Genomic DNA, 19,854 nt, shown 5'->3' with positions numbered 1-19,854 from the left:
ATGCTGATCTTGCCGGACTTGAAAAGCCCATCGACCCGTCGCGCCTCACGGAGATCGGCGGCGATCGGCTTTTTAGGCCCAATTGTCGGATCGCTTACCGTCTTTGCCAGCGTGATGCTCGCCGAGCGCATATGGCTCTCGAGCGATTTCACAACCAGTTTCTGGTCGGATCTAGGATTTTTTCTGTTCTTCGGCTGGTTTGTCGGCTTCTTGCCGGCGCTGGTTTCGGCATACGTGTGGTTCAGCGTTGGATGCCGCTTGAGCCACCCACTCGCGCGTACGATCGCCGCCCTCATAATCGGTGGCATTTCCGGTGCGGTCTTGATTTGGCCAATGCTGCTTCTTTTCGGCCACAGCTTCGCGCCCTTCAGTGCGTTTTCGTTTCTGGGTGGTGTCGGTGGAGCGGTCGCCCTTGCCGCCACTGCGCTGCCCTGGAGCGACCACTGATGCATCTGCTTGCCGCCCAGGCCGGCGCCCTCCAGCAGGAGGGCGAGGCCATCGATCTTGCCCAGACCCCGGGCGATTTTGCCTTTGCCTCCTCAGCCGATAGCGAACTGGCCATGCTGGCCGCCGCCGCCGATAGGGCTGGCGCGGACGGCTTGCGGCTGGCCAACCTCATGCGGCTGACTCACAATTTCTCGGTCGACCTCTGGTGCCAGGATACCCTCGCCCACACCAAACTGATTGTCATCCGCCTGATCGGCGGTTCGGCCTATTGGCCCTATGGCTGCGATGAAATCGAAATGCTGGCCCGGCAAAAATCCATTCCCCTGGCTTTCCTGCCCGGCGACGCCACCCCCGACCCGATCCTATTGGCCCGCTCGACCATTGCGGACGCCGATTGGCATGCCCTGCACAAACTGTTTCTGACCGGCGGTCCCGACAATGCGGACGCGATCCTATCGGCCTTCCGCGCCCTCGCTGCGGGCGAACCCATCCCCGCCGCGCCCCACCCTTTTCCCGCCTTTGGCTTCTGGGATCGCCAACGCGGCATCGTCAGCGCGCCAGCGCGCGGTGTCTGTCCCGAACCAATCGACACACCGCATAAAAAGCCGGCCCATGTGCCCATCCTCTTTTACCGCGCCGTGCTCGAAGGATCGGGCACAGCGACCCTCGAAGCGCTGACAAGCGGGCTGGAGCGTCAGGGTCTGGCACCAGTGCCCATCGTTATCTCTTCGCTGAAATCGCCCGACTGCGCCGCGTTCGTGCGCCAGGCTTTGGGGGACATCGAGCCCGCCGCGATTCTCAACCTCACCGGCTTCGCCCTGGGCATCAACGACCTCACGCCCGAGAAAAACCCCTTCGCGCTGACCGACGCGCCCGTCATCCAGCTCGTCCAGGGCTCGCGCCCGCCCATCATGTGGGAAGCCGATCCGCGCGGTTTGACCTCCAAGGATCTCGCCATGCAGGTGGTCCTGCCCGAAATCGATGGCCGCGTCGGCGCGCTGATCGTCGGCCACAAGGCCGAAGCGGTCTGGCACGAGCGCACCCAATGCCCGCTCACCGCCTTCACTCCCGAACCCGACGGCATCGCCCGCGCCACCGACCTCGCCCAGAACTACGCCCGCCTGCGCGCCAAATCCCCCGCCGAGCGCAAGATCGCCCTCGTCCTCGCCAACTATCCCCTAAAGGACGGCCGCCTCGCCAACGGCGTCGGCTATGACGCCCCCCAATCGAGCGTCGAGATTCTCAAAACCCTCGCTGAAACGGGCTATGATATTTCGCCTGTTCCGCCATCGGGCACCGCCCTTGTCGAGTACCTCCAGACCGGCCCCACCAATGCCCGTCCGCACAACGGCACTTCCGACGCCATCCTGCCGGTTAAAACCTACAAGGCCTGGCTCGAAACCCTCCACCCCTGCATCCGCGAGGATGTCCCCGCCCGCTGGGGCGCCCCCGAGGCCGACCCTTTCGTGCGCGGCAACGCCTTCCATCTGCCGATAAAAATCTTCGGCAACATCGCCATCCTGCTCCAGCCGGCCCGCGCCTACGATGTGGCTGAGGAAATCAGCTTCCACGATCCCAATCTCGTGCCGCCTCACGCCTATATCGCCTCCTATCTCTGGCTGCGCCACGCCTTTGGCATCGACGCGCTGATCCACAATGGCAAGCACGGCAATCTCGAATGGCTGCCCGGCAAGGCCAATGCCCTCGACAGTGAATCCTACCCTTCGGTTCTCTGGGGCCAGCTCCCCCATTTCTATCCCTTCATCGTCAATGATCCGGGCGAGGGCACCCAGGCCAAGCGCCGCACCGGCGCCACCATCATCGACCATCTGGTACCGCCTTTGACACGCGCCGAAACCTATGGGCCCCTGAAAGACCTCGAAGCCCTGCTCGATGAATACTACGCCGCGCTCGGCATGGACCAGCGCCGGCTTGAAAGCCTCAAACGCAAGATCCTCGATTTCACCCGCGATGCGCGGCTCGATCTCGATCTGCGCCTGCCCGAGGATGAAACCGAAGCCCTCAACCAGATCGACAATTTCCTGTGTGAACTCAAAGAGGCCCAGATCCGCGACGGCCTGCACATCTTCGGTCAATCGCCCACTGGCACATTCGAGCGCGACCTTTTGGTCGCCTTCGCCCGCGTCCCGCGCGGGCAAGGGCAGGGGGGCGATGCTTCATTGATCCGCGCCCTGGCCGACGATCTCAAACTCGGCATCGATCCCCTCTCGCTCGATCTTGCCGCCCCCTGGACCGGCCCAAAACCCGAGGCGCTCGATACGCCCGGTGTCTGGCGCTCCAACGGCGATACCATCGATCGCCTCGAAGCCCTGGCCGCCGATCTCGTCACCGGCCGCGCCCCCGATCCGGCTTGGACCGCCACAACCGCCGTCCTCGACACCATCCAAACCACCATCCGCCCGCGCTTGGCCGCGTCCGGCCCCAACGAGATCAAATCGCTCCTCGATGGCCTTGCGGGAAAATTCGTTGCCCCCGGCCCTTCGGGTGCCCCCACAAGGGGCCGGGTCGATACGCTCCCCACCGGGCGCAATTTCTATTCAGTCGATAACCGCGCCATCCCCACCCAGACCGCATGGGCTCTGGGCAGCAAGGCCGCCGAAAATCTCCTCAAACGCCACTATCAGGATCACGGCCTCTGGCTCACCTCGCTCGCCATGAGTGTCTGGGGCACCGCAAACATGCGCACCGGCGGCGACGACATCGCCCAGGCGCTGGCGCTCATCGGCGCCAAACCGGTCTGGCAGGGCGCCTCGCTCACCGTTTCGGGATACGAGATCATCCCGCTCGCCAAACTCGGCCGCCCCCGTGTCGATGTCACCCTGCGCATCTCCGGCCTGTTCCGCGATGCCTTCCCCGCCCAGATTGCTCTCTTCGACCGCGCAATCCGCGCCATCGGAGCGCTCGACGAACCCATCGAGGATAACCCCATCGCCGCCCGCATGCGCACCGACGCTCTGGCCATGATGGAACAAGGCACTTCCCAGGACGAAGCGGGTTTGCGCGCCGGCCACCGCATTTTCGGCGCCGCGCCCGGCGGCTATGGCACCGGCCTCGGCAAGCTGGTCGAGACCGGCAAATGGGCCGAAAAATCCGACCTTGCCGAAGCCGTCCTCGCCACCGGCCAATATGCCTATGGCGCCCGCACCGAAGGCGTGCCCGAAAAAACGCTGTTCGCCGCGCGCCTGAAATCGGCTGATGCCGTCGTCCACGTTCAGGACAATGCCGAGCACGATCTGCTCGATTCCGACCAGTATTATCAGTTCGAAGGCGGCCTTTCCGCCGCCGTCGAAACCCTCTCGGGCCACAAGCCCGCCGCCTACCACCTCGACACCTCGCGTCCCGAAACGCCGAAAGTGCGCACGCTCGAGGAAGAAATCGCCCGGGTGATGCGCGCCCGTGTCGTCAATCCCAAATGGATCGATGCCATGAAGCGCCATTCCTATCGCGGCGCCTTCGAAATCATCGCGACGGTCGATTTCATGTTCGGCTTTGCCGCCACCACGGGCGCGGTCAAGTCCCACCATTTCGACATGGCTTTTGCCGCCTTCATCGAGGACGACGCCACCCGCGACTTCCTCATCGCCGCCAACCGCTTCGGCTATGACGAGCTGATCGAAAAGTTTTCCGAAGCCCGCACCCGCGGCTTCTGGACCCCCCGCTCCAATTCCGCCTACGCCTATCTCGAGGACGAGACATGACCGAACGCCAGCCCAAAAAGACCGACCTCATGTCCGAGGCGGAGCGCGACGCCTATCACGCCGAAAAGATGAAAAAGAAAAAGGCGGCCCGCGACAGGCTGGTCGAGGCCAACGCCAATGAAAAGGGCTTGCTCATCGTCCACACCGGCAAAGGCAAGGGCAAATCCACAGCCGCTTTCGGCATGGTCTTCCGCGGCATCGCCCACGGCTTCAAAGTCGGCATCGTCCAGTTCGTGAAAGGCAAATGGCACACCGGCGAGCGCGACATCCTCGAGCATTTCCCCGATCAGGTCTCGATCAACGCCATGGGCGATGGCTTCACCTGGGAAACCCAGGATCGCCAGCGCGACCTTGCAGCCGCCCGAAAGGCCTGGGACCGGGCAAAGGAACTGATCGCCGACCCCGACTATCAGATGGTCCTGCTCGACGAGCTCAACATCTGCCTGCGCTACGACTACCTGCCGCTCGATGAAGTGATCGAAACCCTCAAATCCCGCCCCGCCGACAAGCACGTCATCGTCACCGGCCGCAACGCCAAGGACGAGCTTGTCGAAATCGCCGATCTGGTCACCGAAATGACCCAGATCAAACACCCCTTCCGCGAACAGGGCATCAAGGCCCAGGCGGGGATTGAATTCTAGAGCGCCTGCAATCGATATTCGCGGGGGGCAGTCCCCGAGCCCGCCAACCCACTCGTGTCACCCCGGGCGAAGACCCGGGGCCCAGTACACTCCACGTTGGCGATGAAAATTTCTGCGCTGCCGATTACTGGATCCCGGATCACGTCCGGGATGACGTCGCTGAAAGAGCGGCAACCTTGTCGCTACGCCACCTTCACCTAACTGAACGCACAACCTAAAAACACGCCCCGTCCTGGCCCAGACTCTGCCCCAGCCGGTTGACCACGGCGTCGAACCCCGGCACGTCCATCGCCGGATAGTCGAGCCGCACATTGGCGGTCTGCCGCCCGTTACAGACCAGAATGGTCTTGGCATAAAAGACGTGCCCGCCCCGCGTTCCGCCCCACGCGGCCCAATCGGGGGTTTCCGAGCGATAGGTGATCGCCCAGCCCTCGTCCTCTTCCGCCCCGATCCGGCGACCCATTTCGGTCAGAAAATCGGCGCCCTGGCTCGGACCGCCCCATACGGTAATCACCGCGCGCCCGTTCGATGCGCGAAACCGTTTGCCTTCGCCGGCCACCTGGGCCGGACCATCGGCGGCGAAATCTGCCGGAACATCGACAGCCGCCCCGAATCGCGGATTGACATAGCGAGTCCAGTCCGCCGCCGGCAAGCTGCCGGAAACGCTGGAAAAAACGGCAATGGCGAGGACAAGTGAGCGCAACATTTGGCGATGATTGCCCACCGATTGTGGCTTTCGCAAGCCATCTCTGGGCTGCCATGGTTCCGCTCGGACCACAATTGGCGTAAACAATGGCCACAAAACCGGCGCTTGGGGCAGGGGCAAGTGAAAAGACCATCCATTGGAGACGTGGCGCGCCAGGCCGGCGTGTCGACGGCAACTGTGTCACGGGCCATCAACGCGCCCGAAACCGTTACCGAAAAGACCCGCCGCAAGGTGCAGGAGGCCGTTGACGCGCTCCATTACGTGCAATCGGAAACCGCGCGCAATTTCAAAAAGCAGCGCGCCAACACCGTGCTGGTCGTCGCCAACGATATCGGCAATATCTACTATTCGGAAATCTTCCGCGGCGTCCAGCGCCGGGCCGAAGCCTCGTCCTATTCCACGATCATTGCCAATCCCAGCCCCGGCGGCACCCAGGATCTGATCCTGTCCAATTTGCGCAACGCCAAGGTCGATGGTGTCATCATCCTCTCGGGCCACGAAATCGCCGATCACGACCTGTCGCTGCTGCAACAGCTCTATTCGGGCACCCCGCCCATCGTCGCCATGAGCGAGGAGCGCGGCTATATGCGCGTGCCCCATATCCTCATCGACAATGAACGGGCCGGCTATATTGCCGGCCGGCACCTCATTGAAATGGGCCACACCCGCATCGGCCACGCCTATGGCCCCCACCGCACCCCTGTGCGCCGCGCCCGCGCCAACGGGTTGCGCCGGGCGCTGACCGAAGCCGGTGTCGCCATCAATGACACATGGTTTTTCGAAGGCGGCTTTTCGGCCATCGGCGGGCGCGCCGCCGCCCAGAGCTTCCTTTCGCTCAAGGACCGCCCCACCGCCGTTTTCTGCGCCAATGACGAGGCGGCCATGGGGTTCATCTCCCAGCTTCACCGCTACGGCATCTCGGTGCCCGGCGATCTTTCGGTCATGGGGTTCGACGATATCGTGCTGGCCGATACATACGTTCCGGGCCTGTCCACAGTGCACCAGCCCAAGGAAGAAATGGGCCGCCACGCCATGAACCTGGTCCTCGACATCATCGAAGCCCGCACAAAATCCGACCTTCCCATCATCGAATTGCCCGTCCACCTCGTCCCCCGCGAGTCGGTTACCCGCATCACCTGACCGCCAGGCCGAAGCTGTCCCCCAACCCCTCCCCCCAACCACCGTCATCCCGGGCCAAGACCCGGGACCCAGTACCCGGCAGAGCCAGCAGTCTTCATCTCGTTTCATACCCCCTGCAACTGCAACACCGCTGGGTGTACTGGATCCCGGAACAAGTCCGGGATGACCGTGGAGGCGAGACGAGCCCGTGCGAACCAGCTTCATCGTTCACCACCCGCCCAACCTTGCCTATTGCCCCCCAACCCCTCCTCCCCACCCCCGTCATCCCGGGCGATGACCCGGGATCCAGTACCCCAGACCTCTCTTCCCGCCCCCAACACATTGCCCGTTCCCCCCAACCATGCTAGGCGAAAAAACCGAACTGCCTCACTCAACTTAAATTTTGGCGTTGAAGACCCCGCTCGTATTTTCCACCTCGCCTCGCGGCGATGAAATCGCCCGCCACGTGGCCCAGCTTCTGGGTGCGCCGGTGCATCTGTGCGGTCCGGGGCGGATCGATGCGGCACCCCTCGTCGGCGATGCCTATCGCCAGGGCGCCCCCATTGTGGGCGTATGCGCCACCGGCGCCTTGATCCGGCTGCTCGATGGCACGCTGGGCGACAAGATGTCCGAGCCGCCCGTGGTCGCGGTTTCCGCCGATGGCAAGGTTGCCGTTCCCCTGCTTGGCAGCCATCGCGGCGCCAACGCGCTGGCCCGCTGGATCGCCGATGGCTTTCGCGGCTTTGCCGCTGTCACCGCCACCTCCGATACGCTTTACGATTTTTCCCTCGATGACCCGCCGCCGGGCTATGTGGTGGCCAATCCAGATGCCGTGCGCCCGCTCATGGCGGCGCTTTTGAAGGGCGAAAAGCTGCGCGTCGAGGGCCTGTCGGGCTGGCTGGAGCTGGCGGGCTATCCCGTCTCGCGCCATGGCAGCCAGCTTTTGCGCCTCACCGAAAGCCCCGCGCCCGGCCCCGGCCTGCTCGTCCATCCCAAAACCGTGGTCGGCGGCATTGGCTGCACCAGCAAGGCCCAAATGCGTGAGGTCATAACCCTTCTCGAAGCTGCCCTGGAAACCGCCGGCATCGCCCCGAAAGCCCTCGCCGCGCTGGCCACCATCCACACTCATGGCAAAACCCCCGCGCTCATCGAAGCGGCCGCCCATTTCGGCGTGCCCCTGCGCACCTTCACCCGCCGCGAGATCGACCGTGAGAAAAAACGCCTGGTCACCCCGTCCGCCAGTGTCGAGGCGGCAATCGGTCTTTCGGGCGTGTGCGAAGCGGTGGCGATAAAGGCAGGCACGCTCATCGTGCCCAAGCAGATTGCGGGCAATGTCACCTGCGCGCTGGGCCGGGCCGATACGCCCATAGACGTTAGCCGGTTCGGAAAATCCGCGTAACGCTCTGGTGCGCCCAGACAACCGAATCCACGGCATTCGCCTTGGGCAACCGGGGGCGCTTTATCACGATGATCGGGATGGAAAGCTGCACCGCCGCCTCCAGTTTGCCGGCCACCTGCGTCCCGCCCGAATTCTTGGTCACCAGATGGGTGATGCCGCGTTCCTGCATCAGGTGCAGCTCATCCTCGAGCGTAAACGGCCCGCGCGCCGCAATCACGCGCCAATCGTCGGGAAGCCCCGCCGGCACCTCGATCATCCGCGCTGTGTAATGGCAGCCTGTATAGGCCAGAAACGGCCCCAGCTCCTGCCGGCCCACGGTCAGCAGAACCCGCGCGCCGCGGGGCAGGGCGTCGGCGGCGTCCTGGGCCGTGCCCACCTCGATCCAGGTCGCGCCCTCGGGCTTTTTCCAGGCCGGGCGCTCGAGCCGAATCAGCGGCACATCGGCGTCCGCCGCCGCGGCAACGCAATTGGCCGAAATCTGCGCCGCAAAGGGGTGGGTGGCGTCGACCAGCAGATCGATACAGTTCTCCCTGATATATCGGGCCAACCCCTCCTTGCCGCCAAATCCCCCGATGCGCACGATTCCGGCCGGAAACCGCGGTGTGTCGGTCCGCCCGGCCAGCGAGGTGATGACCTCGTAGCCGGCATCGACCAAAAGGCCCGCCAGTTCGCGCGCCTCGGTCGTGCCGCCAACGATCAATATGCGCCTGCCAATGGTGTCGCGATTGCCCATATCCATGGCATAGATTTATACAGCGCTACGAAAAAGGAAATGGGGATTCGCGTGTTCGGCTGGCTCAGGCGCAAACCGGTGGAAAAGGGCCATTTTGCCGCCCTCGATTCCGCGCGCTTTCCGGTCTTTGCGCCCGGCTCGGTGTGGCTGGTCGGCGCAGGCCCCGGCGCGCCCGGCCTCATCACCCTCTTGGGCTATCACGCCCTGGGCCAGGCCGATGTCATCGTCTATGACGCCCTTGTCGGCCCGGGCCTGCTCGATATGGCCAACCCGAAGGCCGAAAAGATCTATGCGGGCAAACGCGGCGGCAAGCCCTCGCCCAAACAGGCCGATATCACCCTAAAACTGGTCGAACACGCCAAAGCGGGAAAACGCGTGCTGCGTTTGAAGGGGGGCGACCCCATGATGTTCGGGCGCGGCGGCGAGGAGGTCCAGACCCTTGCCCGCGAGAACATCGCCTTCCGCATCGTGCCCGGCATTACCGCCGGCATTGGCGGGCTGGCCTATGCCGGCATCCCCGTCACCCATCGCGACACCAACCACACTGTGGTTTTTTTGACCGGCCACGACGAAAAGGGCGGCATCCCCCAGGGCGTGGATTGGGCCTCCATCGCCACCGCCTCCCCGGTCATCGTCATGTATATGGCCGTCAAGCATCTCCCCTCGATTGCCGAAAAGCTGATCGCCGCCGGCCGCGACCCCGCCGATCGCCTCGCCATCGTCTCCAACGCCGCCTTGCCCGATCAAACCGTTCTCGAAACGCGCTTGGGCCGGGCCGGGGAGCTGGCCGACGCCAGTGTCCCCACCCCGGCCGTCATCGTCCTCGGCCCTGTCTCACGCTACCGCGAAACCTTCGACTGGTACGCCGGAAGCCTGCGGGAGAACACCATTGGCTGAAGCACACCGCACTGCTAACGGATATCCCGCTCCCGCGCTTCTCGCGCTCTCCCTCCAATCCCCGCATCCCTCGGCGCTTGTCCCCACACACGCCTGCCCCCCATCGCTTCCCCGGCGAAAGCCGGGGTCCATGTGCATCGCCGCGAACTCCGGTTTGTGGATCAGCCCTGCTGGAACCCGGCGTTCGCCGGGGCAGCGAGGTTGCGGAAAGGCGCATCCACGGCGTTTGATTTCGCACGAGGCGAGAAATGACTGACCCGTCCCCCCGCGGCTTCATCATTGCCGCCCCGCGCTCGGGCTCGGGCAAGACCGCCATAACGCTGGGCATCGCCCGCGCGCTCGTCAATTCGGGTTATCGCGTCGCCCCGGCCAAGACCGGCCCGGACTATATCGATCCCGCCTTTCTCTCCAGAGCGGCTCAAGCGGATGCAGGCGAAGTGGAAACCGGTTCGCCGTTCGCAGCCGCGACACAAAAAAGCACGGCCGCCATCAATCTCGACCCATGGGCGATGGACGCTGCAACCCTTACGGCGCGCGCCGCCCAACACGCCGAGCGCCACGACATTTTGCTCATCGAAGGCGTCATGGGCCTGTTCGATTCCGCCATCGACGGCAAAGGCTCCACGGCCGATCTCGCCGCAACGCTCAACCTGCCGGTCATCCTCGTTGTCGATTGCGACCGTCAGGCCCAGTCCGTCGCAGCATTGGTCCACGGCTTTGCCTCATGGCGAAACGATGTGACGATCGCCGGCATCATCCTCAACAAGGTCGCGTCCGACCGTCATGAAACCATGCTGCGCGATGCGCTGGCCAAAACAGCCATCCCCTGCCTTGGCGCCATCCCCCGCCGCGCCGATCTCGCGCTCCCCGAACGCCATCTCGGTCTGGTCCTCCCTGGCGATATCGAAGGCATCGAGGACCATCTGGCCCGCGCCGGGTCGATCATGACCACCCATCTCGATTTCCGCCTGCTTGGCGCCATCGCCGCACCCGTCGCGCCCGCCGCGCAAATCGCCAGCCTTGCGCCGCTGGGCCAGCGCATCGCCATCGCCCACGACGCGGCCTTTGCCTTTATCTACCCCCACCTGCTCGAAAGCTGGCACAATGCCGGCGCATCGCTGAACTTTTTTTCGCCCCTGGCAAACGAAGCGCCCGATGCAGGTGCCGACGCGGTTTTCCTCCCCGGCGGCTACCCTGAACTGCATGGCGCCACCCTCGCCAATGCGTCGGGTTTCAAATCGGGCCTTATCAAAGCCCGCGACCGTGGCGCCCTGATCTATGGCGAATGCGGTGGCTATATGGTCCTGGGGCAAACCCTGACCGACAAATCGGGGGCCACTTACCCCATGGCCGGTCTTTTGCCGGTCTCAACCGCCATCGACCGCCCCAGGCGCGTCCTCGGCTATCGCCGCCTTACCCATGCCTCGCCATTGCCGTGGCCGGAAAAACTGTGCGGGCACGAATTTCATTATTCCCAACAATATTTCCCCAATGTTGAGCAATCTGGCGTCACCGAACGCTCAACTCCATACCTTTTAGCGCCATTGTTTGGCGCGGTTGACGCCCTGGGAACCGCCCTCGATCCCATGGGCTGCGTGCTTGAAAATGTCATGGGCTCCTACGCCCATATCATCGAAGGCGCCGCACAATGACCCGCGCCATAATGGTCATGGGCACCGGGTCCGATGTCGGTAAGTCCTTGATAGTGGCCGGACTTTGCCGCGCCTTTGCCAATCGCGGCCTTTCGGTTTCGCCCTTCAAGCCCCAGAACATGTCCAACAATGCCGCCGTCACATCAGATGGCGGCGAGATCGGCCGCGCCCAGGCCCTCCAGGCCAAAGCCGCCCGCAAACAACCCACCACCCTGATGAACCCCGTCCTGCTCAAGCCGGAAAAAGACACGGGTTCTCAAGTGGTTATCAGGGGGCGGCGCGTCGCCTCCATGTCGGCCCGCGACTATTTCGCGTCCCGCACCCAATTTATGCCCGCCGTCATCGATGCGTTTAAACTCCTCGCTGCTCAAAACGATCTCATCATCGTCGAGGGCGCCGGCAGTGCATCGGAAATCAACCTCCGCGATGGCGATATCGCCAATTTCGGTTTCGCGCAGGAAACGAAAATTCCGGTGATCCTTGTCGGTGATATTCATCGCGGCGGCGTCATCGCCGCGCTGGTCGGCACCTTCGCCGTCATCGCGCCCCAAGATGCCGATCTGATCGCGGCAACGCTGGTCAACAAGTTCCACGGCGATCCATCGCTGTTCGATGCTGGCCGGACCTTCGTACAAACCCGTACAGCCCGCCCCTGTCTCGGCGTCGTCCCCCATTTTGCACCCGCCAGCCGTCTTCCAGCAGAAGACGTCTTAGCCCTTGAAAATATTGAACAAAATTCAGCCGAAACCGTCATTGCCGTGCCGCGTCTGGCCCGCATCGCCAATTTCGACGACCTCGATCCCCTGCGCGCCGAACCCGGCGTCCGCCTCGTCATCGTTCAGCCCGGTCAGCCCATCCCGCGCGAAGCAAAACTCGTCATTCTCCCCGGCTCGAAAGCCACTCGTGCCGATCTCGATTTCCTCCGCCTCCAGGGCTGGGACATCGACATTGCCGCCCACATCCGCGCCGGCGGCCACGTCCTTGGCATCTGCGGCGGCTACCAGATGCTCGGAGATTGGGTGGCCGACCCTGACGGCATCGAGGGAAAAGCCGGGCAAACCCAAGGACTTGGCCACCTCGCCGTCACCACCCGCCTCGAAGGTACAAAACAACTCCGCCTCGAAACCGCCACCGACGCCATCTCCCAGTTACCGCTCACCGGCTACCACATGCACATGGGCACAACGATCGGCCCCGACACATCCCGCCCCTTCGCCCATGTCGACGGCGCCCCCGAAGGCGCCCGATCGGCGGACGGGAAAATCATGGGCACCTATCTGCACGGCCTTTTCGCCGCCGATGCCTTCCGCCGCCAATTCCTTGCAAACCTTGGCATTTCCACCGATCCGCTGCTCGATTTCGACGCGGCGATCGATCGAACCCTGGACGATCTCGCCGCCCATCTCGAAACCCATCTCGACCTCGAGGCCGTTCTCGCCCTCGCCCGGGAGCCGCAGCCTTGATTGCCTTCCTCGCCGCAATCCTCGAGCGGTTTGTGGGCTATCCCGCCTGGCTCACCGATAGGATCGGCCATCCCGTAATCTGGATCGGCAGGCTGATCGACGCTCTGGACAGCCGCCAGAACGACCCTGAAAAATCCTTTGGTTCCCGCAAGATAGCCGGCGTTCTCGCCATCGCCATCGTGGTTCTCGCCGTTCTCATCGTCACCCTCGGCCTCCAGCAGGTCCTGCGTTTTCTGCCCTTCGGCTGGCTCATAGAAATCCTGCTCGCCTCAACCCTGATCGCCCAGAAAGGCCTGCGCGACGCCGTCCTCGCCGTGGCCCGCGCCCTGCGCGAACAGGGCATCGAAGGCGCCCGCCGCGAAGTCGCCCACATCGTGGGCCGCGACACAGCCGAGCTCGACGAAGCCGAAATCTCCCGCGCCGCCATCGAGACCCTGGCCGAAAACACCTCCGACGGCGTCATCGCGCCGCTCTTGTTTCTCGCCCTGTTCGGCCTGCCCGGCGCCGCGATCTACAAGGCAATCAACACTGCCGATTCCATGATCGGCCATCGCTCCGAGCGCCACGCAGCCTTCGGCTGGGCGTCAGCAAAGCTCGACGATCTGGTCAATTTCATCCCGGCGCGCTTGACGGCCGGCCTCTTCGCCCTCGCCGCCCGCGCCATGCCACAAGCCGACCCCAGGGCCGCCTGGGAAACCGCCCGCCGCGACGCACCCAATCACGCCTCCCCCAATGCCGGCTGGCCCGAAGCCGCCATGGCCGGGGCCCTGGGCTTCGGTCTCGGCGGCGCGCGCGCCTACAAGGGCGAGACGCTCGATCTGCCGAAAATGGGTAAGGGCAAGCGAAACCTCACCGCCGAGGATATCGCAACCGCCATAAGCCTTTACGACAGGGCCATGCTCATCGCGCTCGGCATACTTGCCGTCTGGGCGCTATTTTCGATGGTCTTCTAAAGCTTGGGCGCCTTGCCCTTGACCACCATGGGCAGCCCGGCGACGACGAAATAGACGTGCTCACAAATCCCCGCCAACTCCTGATGCGCCGCCCCGGTCAGATCCCGAAAGGTCCGCGCCAGAGCATTGTCGGGCACGATCCCCAGTCCCACTTCATTGGAGACCAGGATCACCTGAGTGTCGGTAATGTTTTCAAGCACTTCGACCAACAGATCGACCTCCTCGGCCACATCGCGCTCCATGCTCAAGAGGTTGGTGATCCACAAGGTCAGGCAATCGACCAGAATCACGTCATGGGCCTGCGCCGCCGCAAACAGCGCCTGCGGCAATTCCAGCGGCTCCTCGATGGTGGCAAACCGCCCCTCGCGGGCACGCTGGTGCGCCGAGACCCGCTCGATCATTTCATCGTCCAGCGCCTCGGCGGTGGCCAGATAGGCGGGCGAGGTGCTCGATCGCAGGGCGATCCGTTCGGCCAGCGCCGTCTTGCCCGAACGCGTTCCGCCCAGAACCAGGATGTGATCAGCCAAATTTATGCCCTCCGCAGTCTGTGTCCGGGCAAAAATGGCTGCGCCCGTTCAGCTCTTCAATCAGCCTGATCGTTTCATCGGGCCGATTTACGATTTGACCTCATAATACTTTCGTCCTATGCGCAAGCGCAGTATGGTCCGCCGCGAAAACCGGGAGCTGATCCGATCGTGCCCAAATACTTCCTCGGCGTTGATGGCGGCGGCACCAATTGCCGCATCCGTCTCGCCGATGCCAACCTTGAAACGCTTGCCGAAGCCCGTGGCGGACGCTCCAATCTCCAGCTCGAGGGTGGCGATCCGGCCTATGCGTCCATCCAGGAAGGCACGCGGCAGGTCTTTGCGTTGGCCGGGCTCGATTATGCCCAAACAGCCAACACCGAAGCGTGTTTCGGCATGGCCGGCGCACGGCTGCCCTCGGCACGCGAGGCTTTCGCGCTGCGCCCCTGGCCATTCGCCCATGTCACAGTCTATGACGATATCGACATCGCCCGTGCCGGCGCCCATGAGGGCGAGGATGGCGCAGTCATTATCGTGGGCACCGGTTCGGCCGGCATGGCGCTGGTGAACGGGGAGCGCTTTCAGGTCGGCGGCTGGGGCTTTCACATCGGCGATCAGATGTCGGGCGCCATTCTGGGTCGAGAACTCGTCCGCTACGCCGTCGAAGCCACCGACGGCCTCGTCGATACCTCGCCTCTGACCGATGCCGTCATCGCCCAGCTCGGTGGCGATCTCAACGCCGTCATGGCCTGGAGCTTCGACAGCCGCCAGCCGGCAGACTACGGCGCGTTGATGCCGCTTTTCATTGAATATTTTGAAAAAGGCGATCCTGTAGCGGCCGAACTGATGGAAATCGAGCTTGGCTATATCGATCGCTATGTGTCTTACTTCAAATCCTGTGGTGCAGACAGACTCGCCATTGTCGGCGGCTTTGGCCAAAGGCTCATGCCTTTGCTTCAGATCCGCTACGGCGATTACGTTTCCTTGCCCCGCGCAGAACCGCTGCACGGAGCGGTGATTCTGGCCCGCCAGAACGCCGCCCGCTAATTTTTTAATGACGGAGGCTCGTCCTTGTCCGCACGCATTATTCCGGTCCAGCCCTTCGATTATGTGGTGTTCGGCGCCACTGGCGATCTGACCCGGCGCAAGCTGATCCCGGCGCTGTATCATCGCTTTGCCGATGGCCAGTTCGATGAGCGCTCGCGCATCATCGGTGTATCGCGCTCGGAGCTTTCCGATGCCGATTTTCAGAAATTTGCCGGCGATGCCGTGAGCGAATTTGTGGATAAGGTCGATCAGCACAAGGACGTTATCGCCCGGTTCGTCTCGTGCTTTTCCTACATCGCCAACGACGTCACCGACAAGGATGGCTGGGCCGATCTCGAAAAGGCCCTGCGCACCGATCCCGAGATCGAACGCGCCTTTTATCTCGCCGTCGCCCCGGGGCTGTTCGGCCCCATCTGCGAATATCTCGACAACAAGGGCTACTGGCGGCGCGATGCCCGCGTGGTTGTCGAAAAGCCGCTCGGCCAGGATCTTGAATCGTCGATGGAAATCAACGATGCGATCTCGGAGGTCTTCGCCGAAGATCAGGTTTACCGCATCGATCACTATCTCGGTAAGGAAACGGTCCAGAACCTTCTGGCTCTGCGCTTCGGCAATATCCTGTTCGAGCCCATCTGGGACGCGGCCCATATCGATCATGTGCAGATCACGGTGGCCGAGGATGTTGGGGCGGGCACGCGCGGCTATTACGACGATTCCGGCGCCCTGCGGGACATGGTCCAGAACCACATGATGCAGCTTTTGTGCCTCGTCGCCATGGAGCCCCCGGCGTCCGACGATGCCAACGCCCTGCGCGACGAAAAGCTCAAGGTCCTGCGGTCCCTCAAGCCGATCACCGGCGACAACGTCTCCAAGTTTACGGTGCGCGGCCAATATAAGGGCGGCGCGGTCAATGGCGGTTCGGTCACCTCCTATCAGGATGAATTGCCGGACGACAAAAAGGGCTCCAAGACCGAGACTTTCGTAGCCATCAAGGCTGAGGTCGAAAACTGGCGCTGGTCCGGCGTGCCCTTCTATCTGCGCACCGGCAAGCGCCTGCCCTCGCGTGTTTCCGAAATCGTCATCCAGTTCCGCGCGATCCCTCATTCGATCTTCGATCATGCCGAGGGCGCCCCAAAGCCCAACAAGCTCGTCCTGCGTCTGCAGCCCGACGAGGGCGTGAAGCTGTTCTTGATGATCAAGGACCCCGGTCCCGGCGGTATGCGCCTGCGCGAAGTGCCTCTGAACCTGTCCTTTGCCGAAACCTTCTCCGAACGCACCCCAGAGGCCTATGAACGGCTTTTAATGGACGTCATTCGCGGCAACCAGACCCTGTTCATGCGCCGTGACGAGCTTGAGGCCGCGTGGCGCTGGATCGATCCCATCCGCCAGGCATGGGACAATGCGTCAGATGCCCCCCAGACCTATACTGCGGGAACATGGGGTCCTACAGCGTCGGTCGCGTTGATCGAACGTGACGGGCGCACCTGGCACGAAGGCGACGCCTGAAACAGTCTGGAGAATACAATGACCATCGAGCGCAACGTCTTTTCGACAAAGGAGCGTTTGGCCGAAACCCTTGCCGACGCAATAGCCGAAAACCTCAATGCCGGGCTCGATGAACGCGGCACGGCTTCGCTCGCCGTTTCGGGCGGCTCGACCCCCAAACGCTTTTTCGAAGTGCTCGGAGCGCGCGAGGACGTCGATTGGGAAAACGTTGCGGTCACCCTTGTCGACGAGCGCTGGGTGGACGAAAATTCGGAACGGTCGAACGCGCGGCTGGTAAAGGAACATCTCCTGGCAGGCCCCGCCTCCGTCGCGGCCTTTGTGCCGCTTTACGCCGGCACGCCCGAACCCGACGCGACTGGGATCGCAAAGTCCAACGCCGCTCTTGATTGCCTGCCCATGCCCTTTGATGCCGTCGTCCTCGGTATGGGCAATGACGGGCACACAGCTTCGTTCTTTCCCGGCGGTGACACGCTTCAGGAAGCTCTCAATGCCGACGGTCCGGTCATCGCGATCAACGCGCCTGGCGCCGGCGAACCGCGCGTCACCTTCACGCTGCCGCGTCTGTTGGCCACGCGTGCCCTCTATCTGCATATAGAAGGTGATGAAAAGGCCCAGGTGCTCGACAAAGCGCTTCAAACCGGGCCGGTCGAAACCATGCCGGTGCGCGCCGTGCTGTCACAAAACCATATTCCCGTTTCCCTCTTCTGGTGTCCCTGAGGCCCAACCTGACCCAGGGTCACCTCCTTCATCCTCGCTAAGGAGGCGACCATGACCGTAAAGACCACAATCAAGGACGTGACCGATGCCATAACGAGGCGTTCGGAAGCCTCGCGCCGCACCTATCTCGACCGTCTCGACAAGGCGCGGGCCCAGGGCGTTTATCGCTCGGCTCTGTCCTGCGGCAACCTCGCTCACGGCTTTGCGGCGTGCGGACCGTCCGACAAGGCCCAACTGGCCGGCGATCAGGCGCTCAATCTGGGCATCATCACCTCTTACAATGACATGCTCTCGGCCCACCAGCCTTATGAGACCTATCCCGCCATCATCCGCGAGGCGGCGCGCGATGCGGGTGGTGTCGCCCAGGTCGCCGGTGGCGTGCCCGCGATGTGCGATGGCGTGACCCAGGGTCAGCTCGGCATGGACCTCTCGCTGTTTTCCCGAGATGTGATTGCAATGGCCGCTGCCGTCGGCCTGTCCCACAACATGTTCGATGCAGCAGTCTTTCTCGGCATCTGCGACAAGATCGTCCCCGGCCTCGTGATTTCGGCCCTTACCTTCGGGCATCTGCCTGCCATTTTCATCCCCGCTGGCCCCATGACCACCGGCCTGCCCAATGACGAAAAGGCCCGCATCCGCCAGCTTTACATGGAAGGCAAGGTTGGGCGCGACCAATTGCTCGAGGCCGAAAGCAAATCCTATCACGGCCCGGGCACTTGTACCTTTTACGGCACGGCCAATTCCAACCAGATGCTCATGGAAATCATGGGCCTGCACCTGCCGGGTGCGAGCTTTGTCAATCCGGGCACCCCTCTGCGCGACGCGCTGACCAAGGCGGCCACCAAACGGGCGCTGGCCATAACGGCACAGGGCAATGAATATACCCCGGCCGGCCATGTCATTGACGAAAAGTCCATAGTGAACGGTCTCGTAGGCCTGCTCGCCACGGGCGGCTCGACCAACCACACAATGCACCTTGTCGCCATGGCCAACGCGGCGGGCTTGAAAATCACTTGGGATGACATGTCCGAACTGTCCGATGCCGTACCGCTTCTGGCTCGCGTCTATCCCAATGGGCTGGCCGATGTGAACCATTTCCACGCTGCCGGCGGGATGGGTTTCCTCATCCGCGAACTGCGCGACGCGGGATACCTCCACGACGATGTGACCACGGTCTGGGGCAAGGGGCTCGACGCCTACACCAAAGAGCCGCGCTATATCGAAGAAGAGCTGACTTTTGAGCCTGCTCCCGCCCAGAGCGGCAACCCCAAGGTGCTGACAGTGGCGTCCGAGCCGTTTGCCAGGACCGGTGGATTAAAGCTGCTCTCGGGTAATCTGGGCAAATCGGTCATCAAGATTTCCGCCGTAAAGGCGGAAAATCGTCTCGTCCAGGCACCCGCACGGGTCTTCCACTCCCAGCAGGGCCTCCAGGATGCTTTCAAGGCCGGCGAGTTGACGTCCGACTTCATCGCCGTCATCCGCTTTCAGGGCCCAAGGGCTATTGGCATGCCAGAACTTCACAAGCTCACCCCGGCTCTGGGCATCCTTCAGGATCGTGGCATCAAGGTCGCGCTTGTTACCGATGGACGCATGTCGGGCGCTTCGGGCAAGGTACCGGCCGCCATCCACATGACCCCTGAAGCGGCCGATGGCGGACCCATCGCCAAAGTGAGGGACGGCGACTTGCTTCGCCTCGACGCTGAAACCGGAACGCTTGAATTTCTGGGCGATGCCCAGGAGTTCGCAGCCCGCCCGGCGGCCACCGAAGATCTGACCGATCAGCATTACGGCATGGGCCGTGAATTGTTCGCCGGCTTCCGGCAATTGGTGGGAACCGCAGATCGCGGCGCGAGCGTTTTTGCCTGATGGGACAGTCGAACCTTACGCTGCTTGCGGTGCCTGTCTTCTCGCCGCTGTGCAATCTTGGCTTTGCCCTGCGCCGCGAGGTGTTTGTCATCGAGCAGCGCGTGCCCGAACACCTCGAGCACGATGCCGATGACATGACAGCGACCCATATCGTTGGCATCGCCGAAGGAGCGGTAGTTGCCGTTGCCCGCATCCTGTTCAAGCCCGAACACGCCAAGATCGGTCGCGTTGCTATTGCAGCGTCCCACCGCGGCAAGAAGCTGGGTGCCCGGCTCATTCAATTTGCCGTGCAGCTAGCGGGTGAAAATGGTCAGCCTCGGTGCTATCTCGAAAGCCAGGCTGACAAGACGGGCTTTTATGCCCGGCTCGGATTCATGGCTTATGGGGACCAGTTTATGGACGCCGGCATTCCCCATCTCAAGATGAAGAATTATTGAAAGTGTGGGTTGGGGGCGTTGCCCCCAA

17 protein-coding genes are annotated in these 19,854 nt (G+C 63.1%); 14 read left to right on the top strand and 3 right to left on the bottom strand.

From position 1 onward, the window contains the following. Genes V6617_RS16585 through cobO form a run of 3 tightly spaced genes read left to right on the top strand, consistent with a single transcriptional unit; the run spans nucleotide 1 to nucleotide 4,807 of the window. On the top strand, nucleotides 1-447 hold the full coding sequence (locus tag V6617_RS16585; protein WP_338608026.1) for a hypothetical protein: 447 nt from the start codon (nucleotides 1-3) through the stop codon (nucleotides 445-447). Further along, the gene (gene cobN, locus V6617_RS16580; protein ID WP_338608025.1) at nucleotides 447-4,166 is read left to right on the top strand and encodes a cobaltochelatase subunit CobN; all 3,720 of its coding nucleotides are present in this window, start codon (nucleotides 447-449) and stop codon (nucleotides 4,164-4,166) included. Before V6617_RS16585 ends, cobN begins: the two co-directional genes overlap by 1 nt. Then, complete coding sequence (cobO, locus tag V6617_RS16575) at nucleotides 4,163-4,807, top strand: cob(I)yrinic acid a,c-diamide adenosyltransferase (protein WP_338608024.1); 645 nt, start codon at nucleotides 4,163-4,165, stop codon at nucleotides 4,805-4,807. Before cobN ends, cobO begins: the two co-directional genes overlap by 4 nt. A gap of 214 nt (nucleotides 4,808-5,021) precedes the next feature. On the opposite strand, the gene V6617_RS16570 is transcribed toward cobO, so the two are convergent. Beyond that, on the bottom strand, nucleotides 5,022-5,513 hold the full coding sequence (locus V6617_RS16570; RefSeq protein ID WP_338608023.1) for a hypothetical protein: 492 nt from the start codon (nucleotides 5,511-5,513) through the stop codon (nucleotides 5,022-5,024). 120 nt (nucleotides 5,514-5,633) lie between these two features. Between V6617_RS16570 and V6617_RS16565 the strand changes: the two genes are divergently transcribed. Further along, a complete protein-coding gene (locus tag V6617_RS16565) occupies nucleotides 5,634-6,653 on the top strand; it encodes a LacI family DNA-binding transcriptional regulator (RefSeq protein ID WP_338608022.1) in 1,020 nt (339 codons plus the stop codon). Between the two features lie 388 nt (nucleotides 6,654-7,041). Beyond that, nucleotides 7,042-8,031 carry a cobalamin biosynthesis protein gene (locus V6617_RS16560; protein WP_338608021.1) on the top strand — a complete coding sequence of 330 codons (990 nt, stop codon included), beginning with the start codon at nucleotides 7,042-7,044 and terminating at the stop codon, nucleotides 8,029-8,031. Here V6617_RS16560 and V6617_RS16555 read toward each other — a convergent pair. Continuing rightward, nucleotides 8,006-8,770 (bottom strand): cobalt-precorrin-6A reductase, encoded by a 765-nt coding sequence (locus V6617_RS16555; RefSeq protein WP_338608020.1) that lies wholly within the window; start codon nucleotides 8,768-8,770, stop codon nucleotides 8,006-8,008. The genes V6617_RS16560 and V6617_RS16555 overlap by 26 nt on opposite strands. Nucleotides 8,771-8,803: 33 nt before the next feature. Between V6617_RS16555 and cobA the strand changes: the two genes are divergently transcribed. From cobA to cbiB, 4 genes are all read left to right on the top strand, one after another. Next, nucleotides 8,804-9,661, top strand: a complete 858-nt coding sequence (cobA, locus tag V6617_RS16550) for a uroporphyrinogen-III C-methyltransferase (protein WP_338608019.1) — start codon at nucleotides 8,804-8,806, stop codon at nucleotides 9,659-9,661. Between the two features lie 248 nt (nucleotides 9,662-9,909). Then, the gene (locus tag V6617_RS16545) at nucleotides 9,910-11,313 is read left to right on the top strand and encodes a cobyrinate a,c-diamide synthase (protein WP_338608018.1); all 1,404 of its coding nucleotides are present in this window, start codon (nucleotides 9,910-9,912) and stop codon (nucleotides 11,311-11,313) included. Further along, complete coding sequence (locus V6617_RS16540; RefSeq protein ID WP_338608017.1) at nucleotides 11,310-12,776, top strand: cobyric acid synthase; 1,467 nt, start codon at nucleotides 11,310-11,312, stop codon at nucleotides 12,774-12,776. Before V6617_RS16545 ends, V6617_RS16540 begins: the two co-directional genes overlap by 4 nt. Then, the gene (cbiB, locus tag V6617_RS16535; protein ID WP_338608016.1) at nucleotides 12,773-13,729 is read left to right on the top strand and encodes an adenosylcobinamide-phosphate synthase CbiB; all 957 of its coding nucleotides are present in this window, start codon (nucleotides 12,773-12,775) and stop codon (nucleotides 13,727-13,729) included. The genes V6617_RS16540 and cbiB overlap by 4 nt, the downstream gene beginning before the upstream one ends. Here the strand turns inward: cbiB and cobU are convergent. Continuing rightward, nucleotides 13,726-14,256: a bifunctional adenosylcobinamide kinase/adenosylcobinamide-phosphate guanylyltransferase gene (gene cobU / locus V6617_RS16530; protein WP_338608015.1), complete on the bottom strand. Its 531-nt coding sequence runs from the start codon at nucleotides 14,254-14,256 to the stop codon at nucleotides 13,726-13,728. The genes cbiB and cobU overlap by 4 nt on opposite strands. A 168-nt stretch (nucleotides 14,257-14,424) precedes the next feature. Between cobU and V6617_RS16525 the strand changes: the two genes are divergently transcribed. From V6617_RS16525 to V6617_RS16505, 5 genes are read left to right on the top strand one after another with little or no spacing between them, the layout of a single operon-like run. After that, complete coding sequence (locus tag V6617_RS16525; RefSeq protein WP_338608014.1) at nucleotides 14,425-15,300, top strand: BadF/BadG/BcrA/BcrD ATPase family protein; 876 nt, start codon at nucleotides 14,425-14,427, stop codon at nucleotides 15,298-15,300. Nucleotides 15,301-15,324: 24 nt separating this feature from the next. Beyond that, on the top strand, nucleotides 15,325-16,806 hold the full coding sequence (zwf, locus tag V6617_RS16520; RefSeq protein ID WP_338608013.1) for a glucose-6-phosphate dehydrogenase: 1,482 nt from the start codon (nucleotides 15,325-15,327) through the stop codon (nucleotides 16,804-16,806). Nucleotides 16,807-16,824: 18 nt separating this feature from the next. Further along, nucleotides 16,825-17,523 (top strand): 6-phosphogluconolactonase, encoded by a 699-nt coding sequence (gene pgl, locus V6617_RS16515; protein ID WP_338608012.1) that lies wholly within the window; start codon nucleotides 16,825-16,827, stop codon nucleotides 17,521-17,523. 51 nt (nucleotides 17,524-17,574) lie between these two features. Next, nucleotides 17,575-19,389 carry a phosphogluconate dehydratase gene (gene edd, locus V6617_RS16510; RefSeq protein WP_338608011.1) on the top strand — a complete coding sequence of 605 codons (1,815 nt, stop codon included), beginning with the start codon at nucleotides 17,575-17,577 and terminating at the stop codon, nucleotides 19,387-19,389. Continuing rightward, nucleotides 19,389-19,826: a GNAT family N-acetyltransferase gene (locus V6617_RS16505; protein ID WP_338608010.1), complete on the top strand. Its 438-nt coding sequence runs from the start codon at nucleotides 19,389-19,391 to the stop codon at nucleotides 19,824-19,826. The genes edd and V6617_RS16505 overlap by 1 nt, the downstream gene beginning before the upstream one ends. Nucleotides 19,827-19,854: the final 28 nt, after the last annotated feature.

Source organism: Pelagibacterium nitratireducens, assembly GCF_037044555.1.
Taxonomy (GTDB): Bacteria; Pseudomonadota; Alphaproteobacteria; order Rhizobiales; family Devosiaceae; genus Pelagibacterium; species Pelagibacterium nitratireducens.
This window is presented reverse-complemented; position numbering and strand designations above follow the sequence as displayed.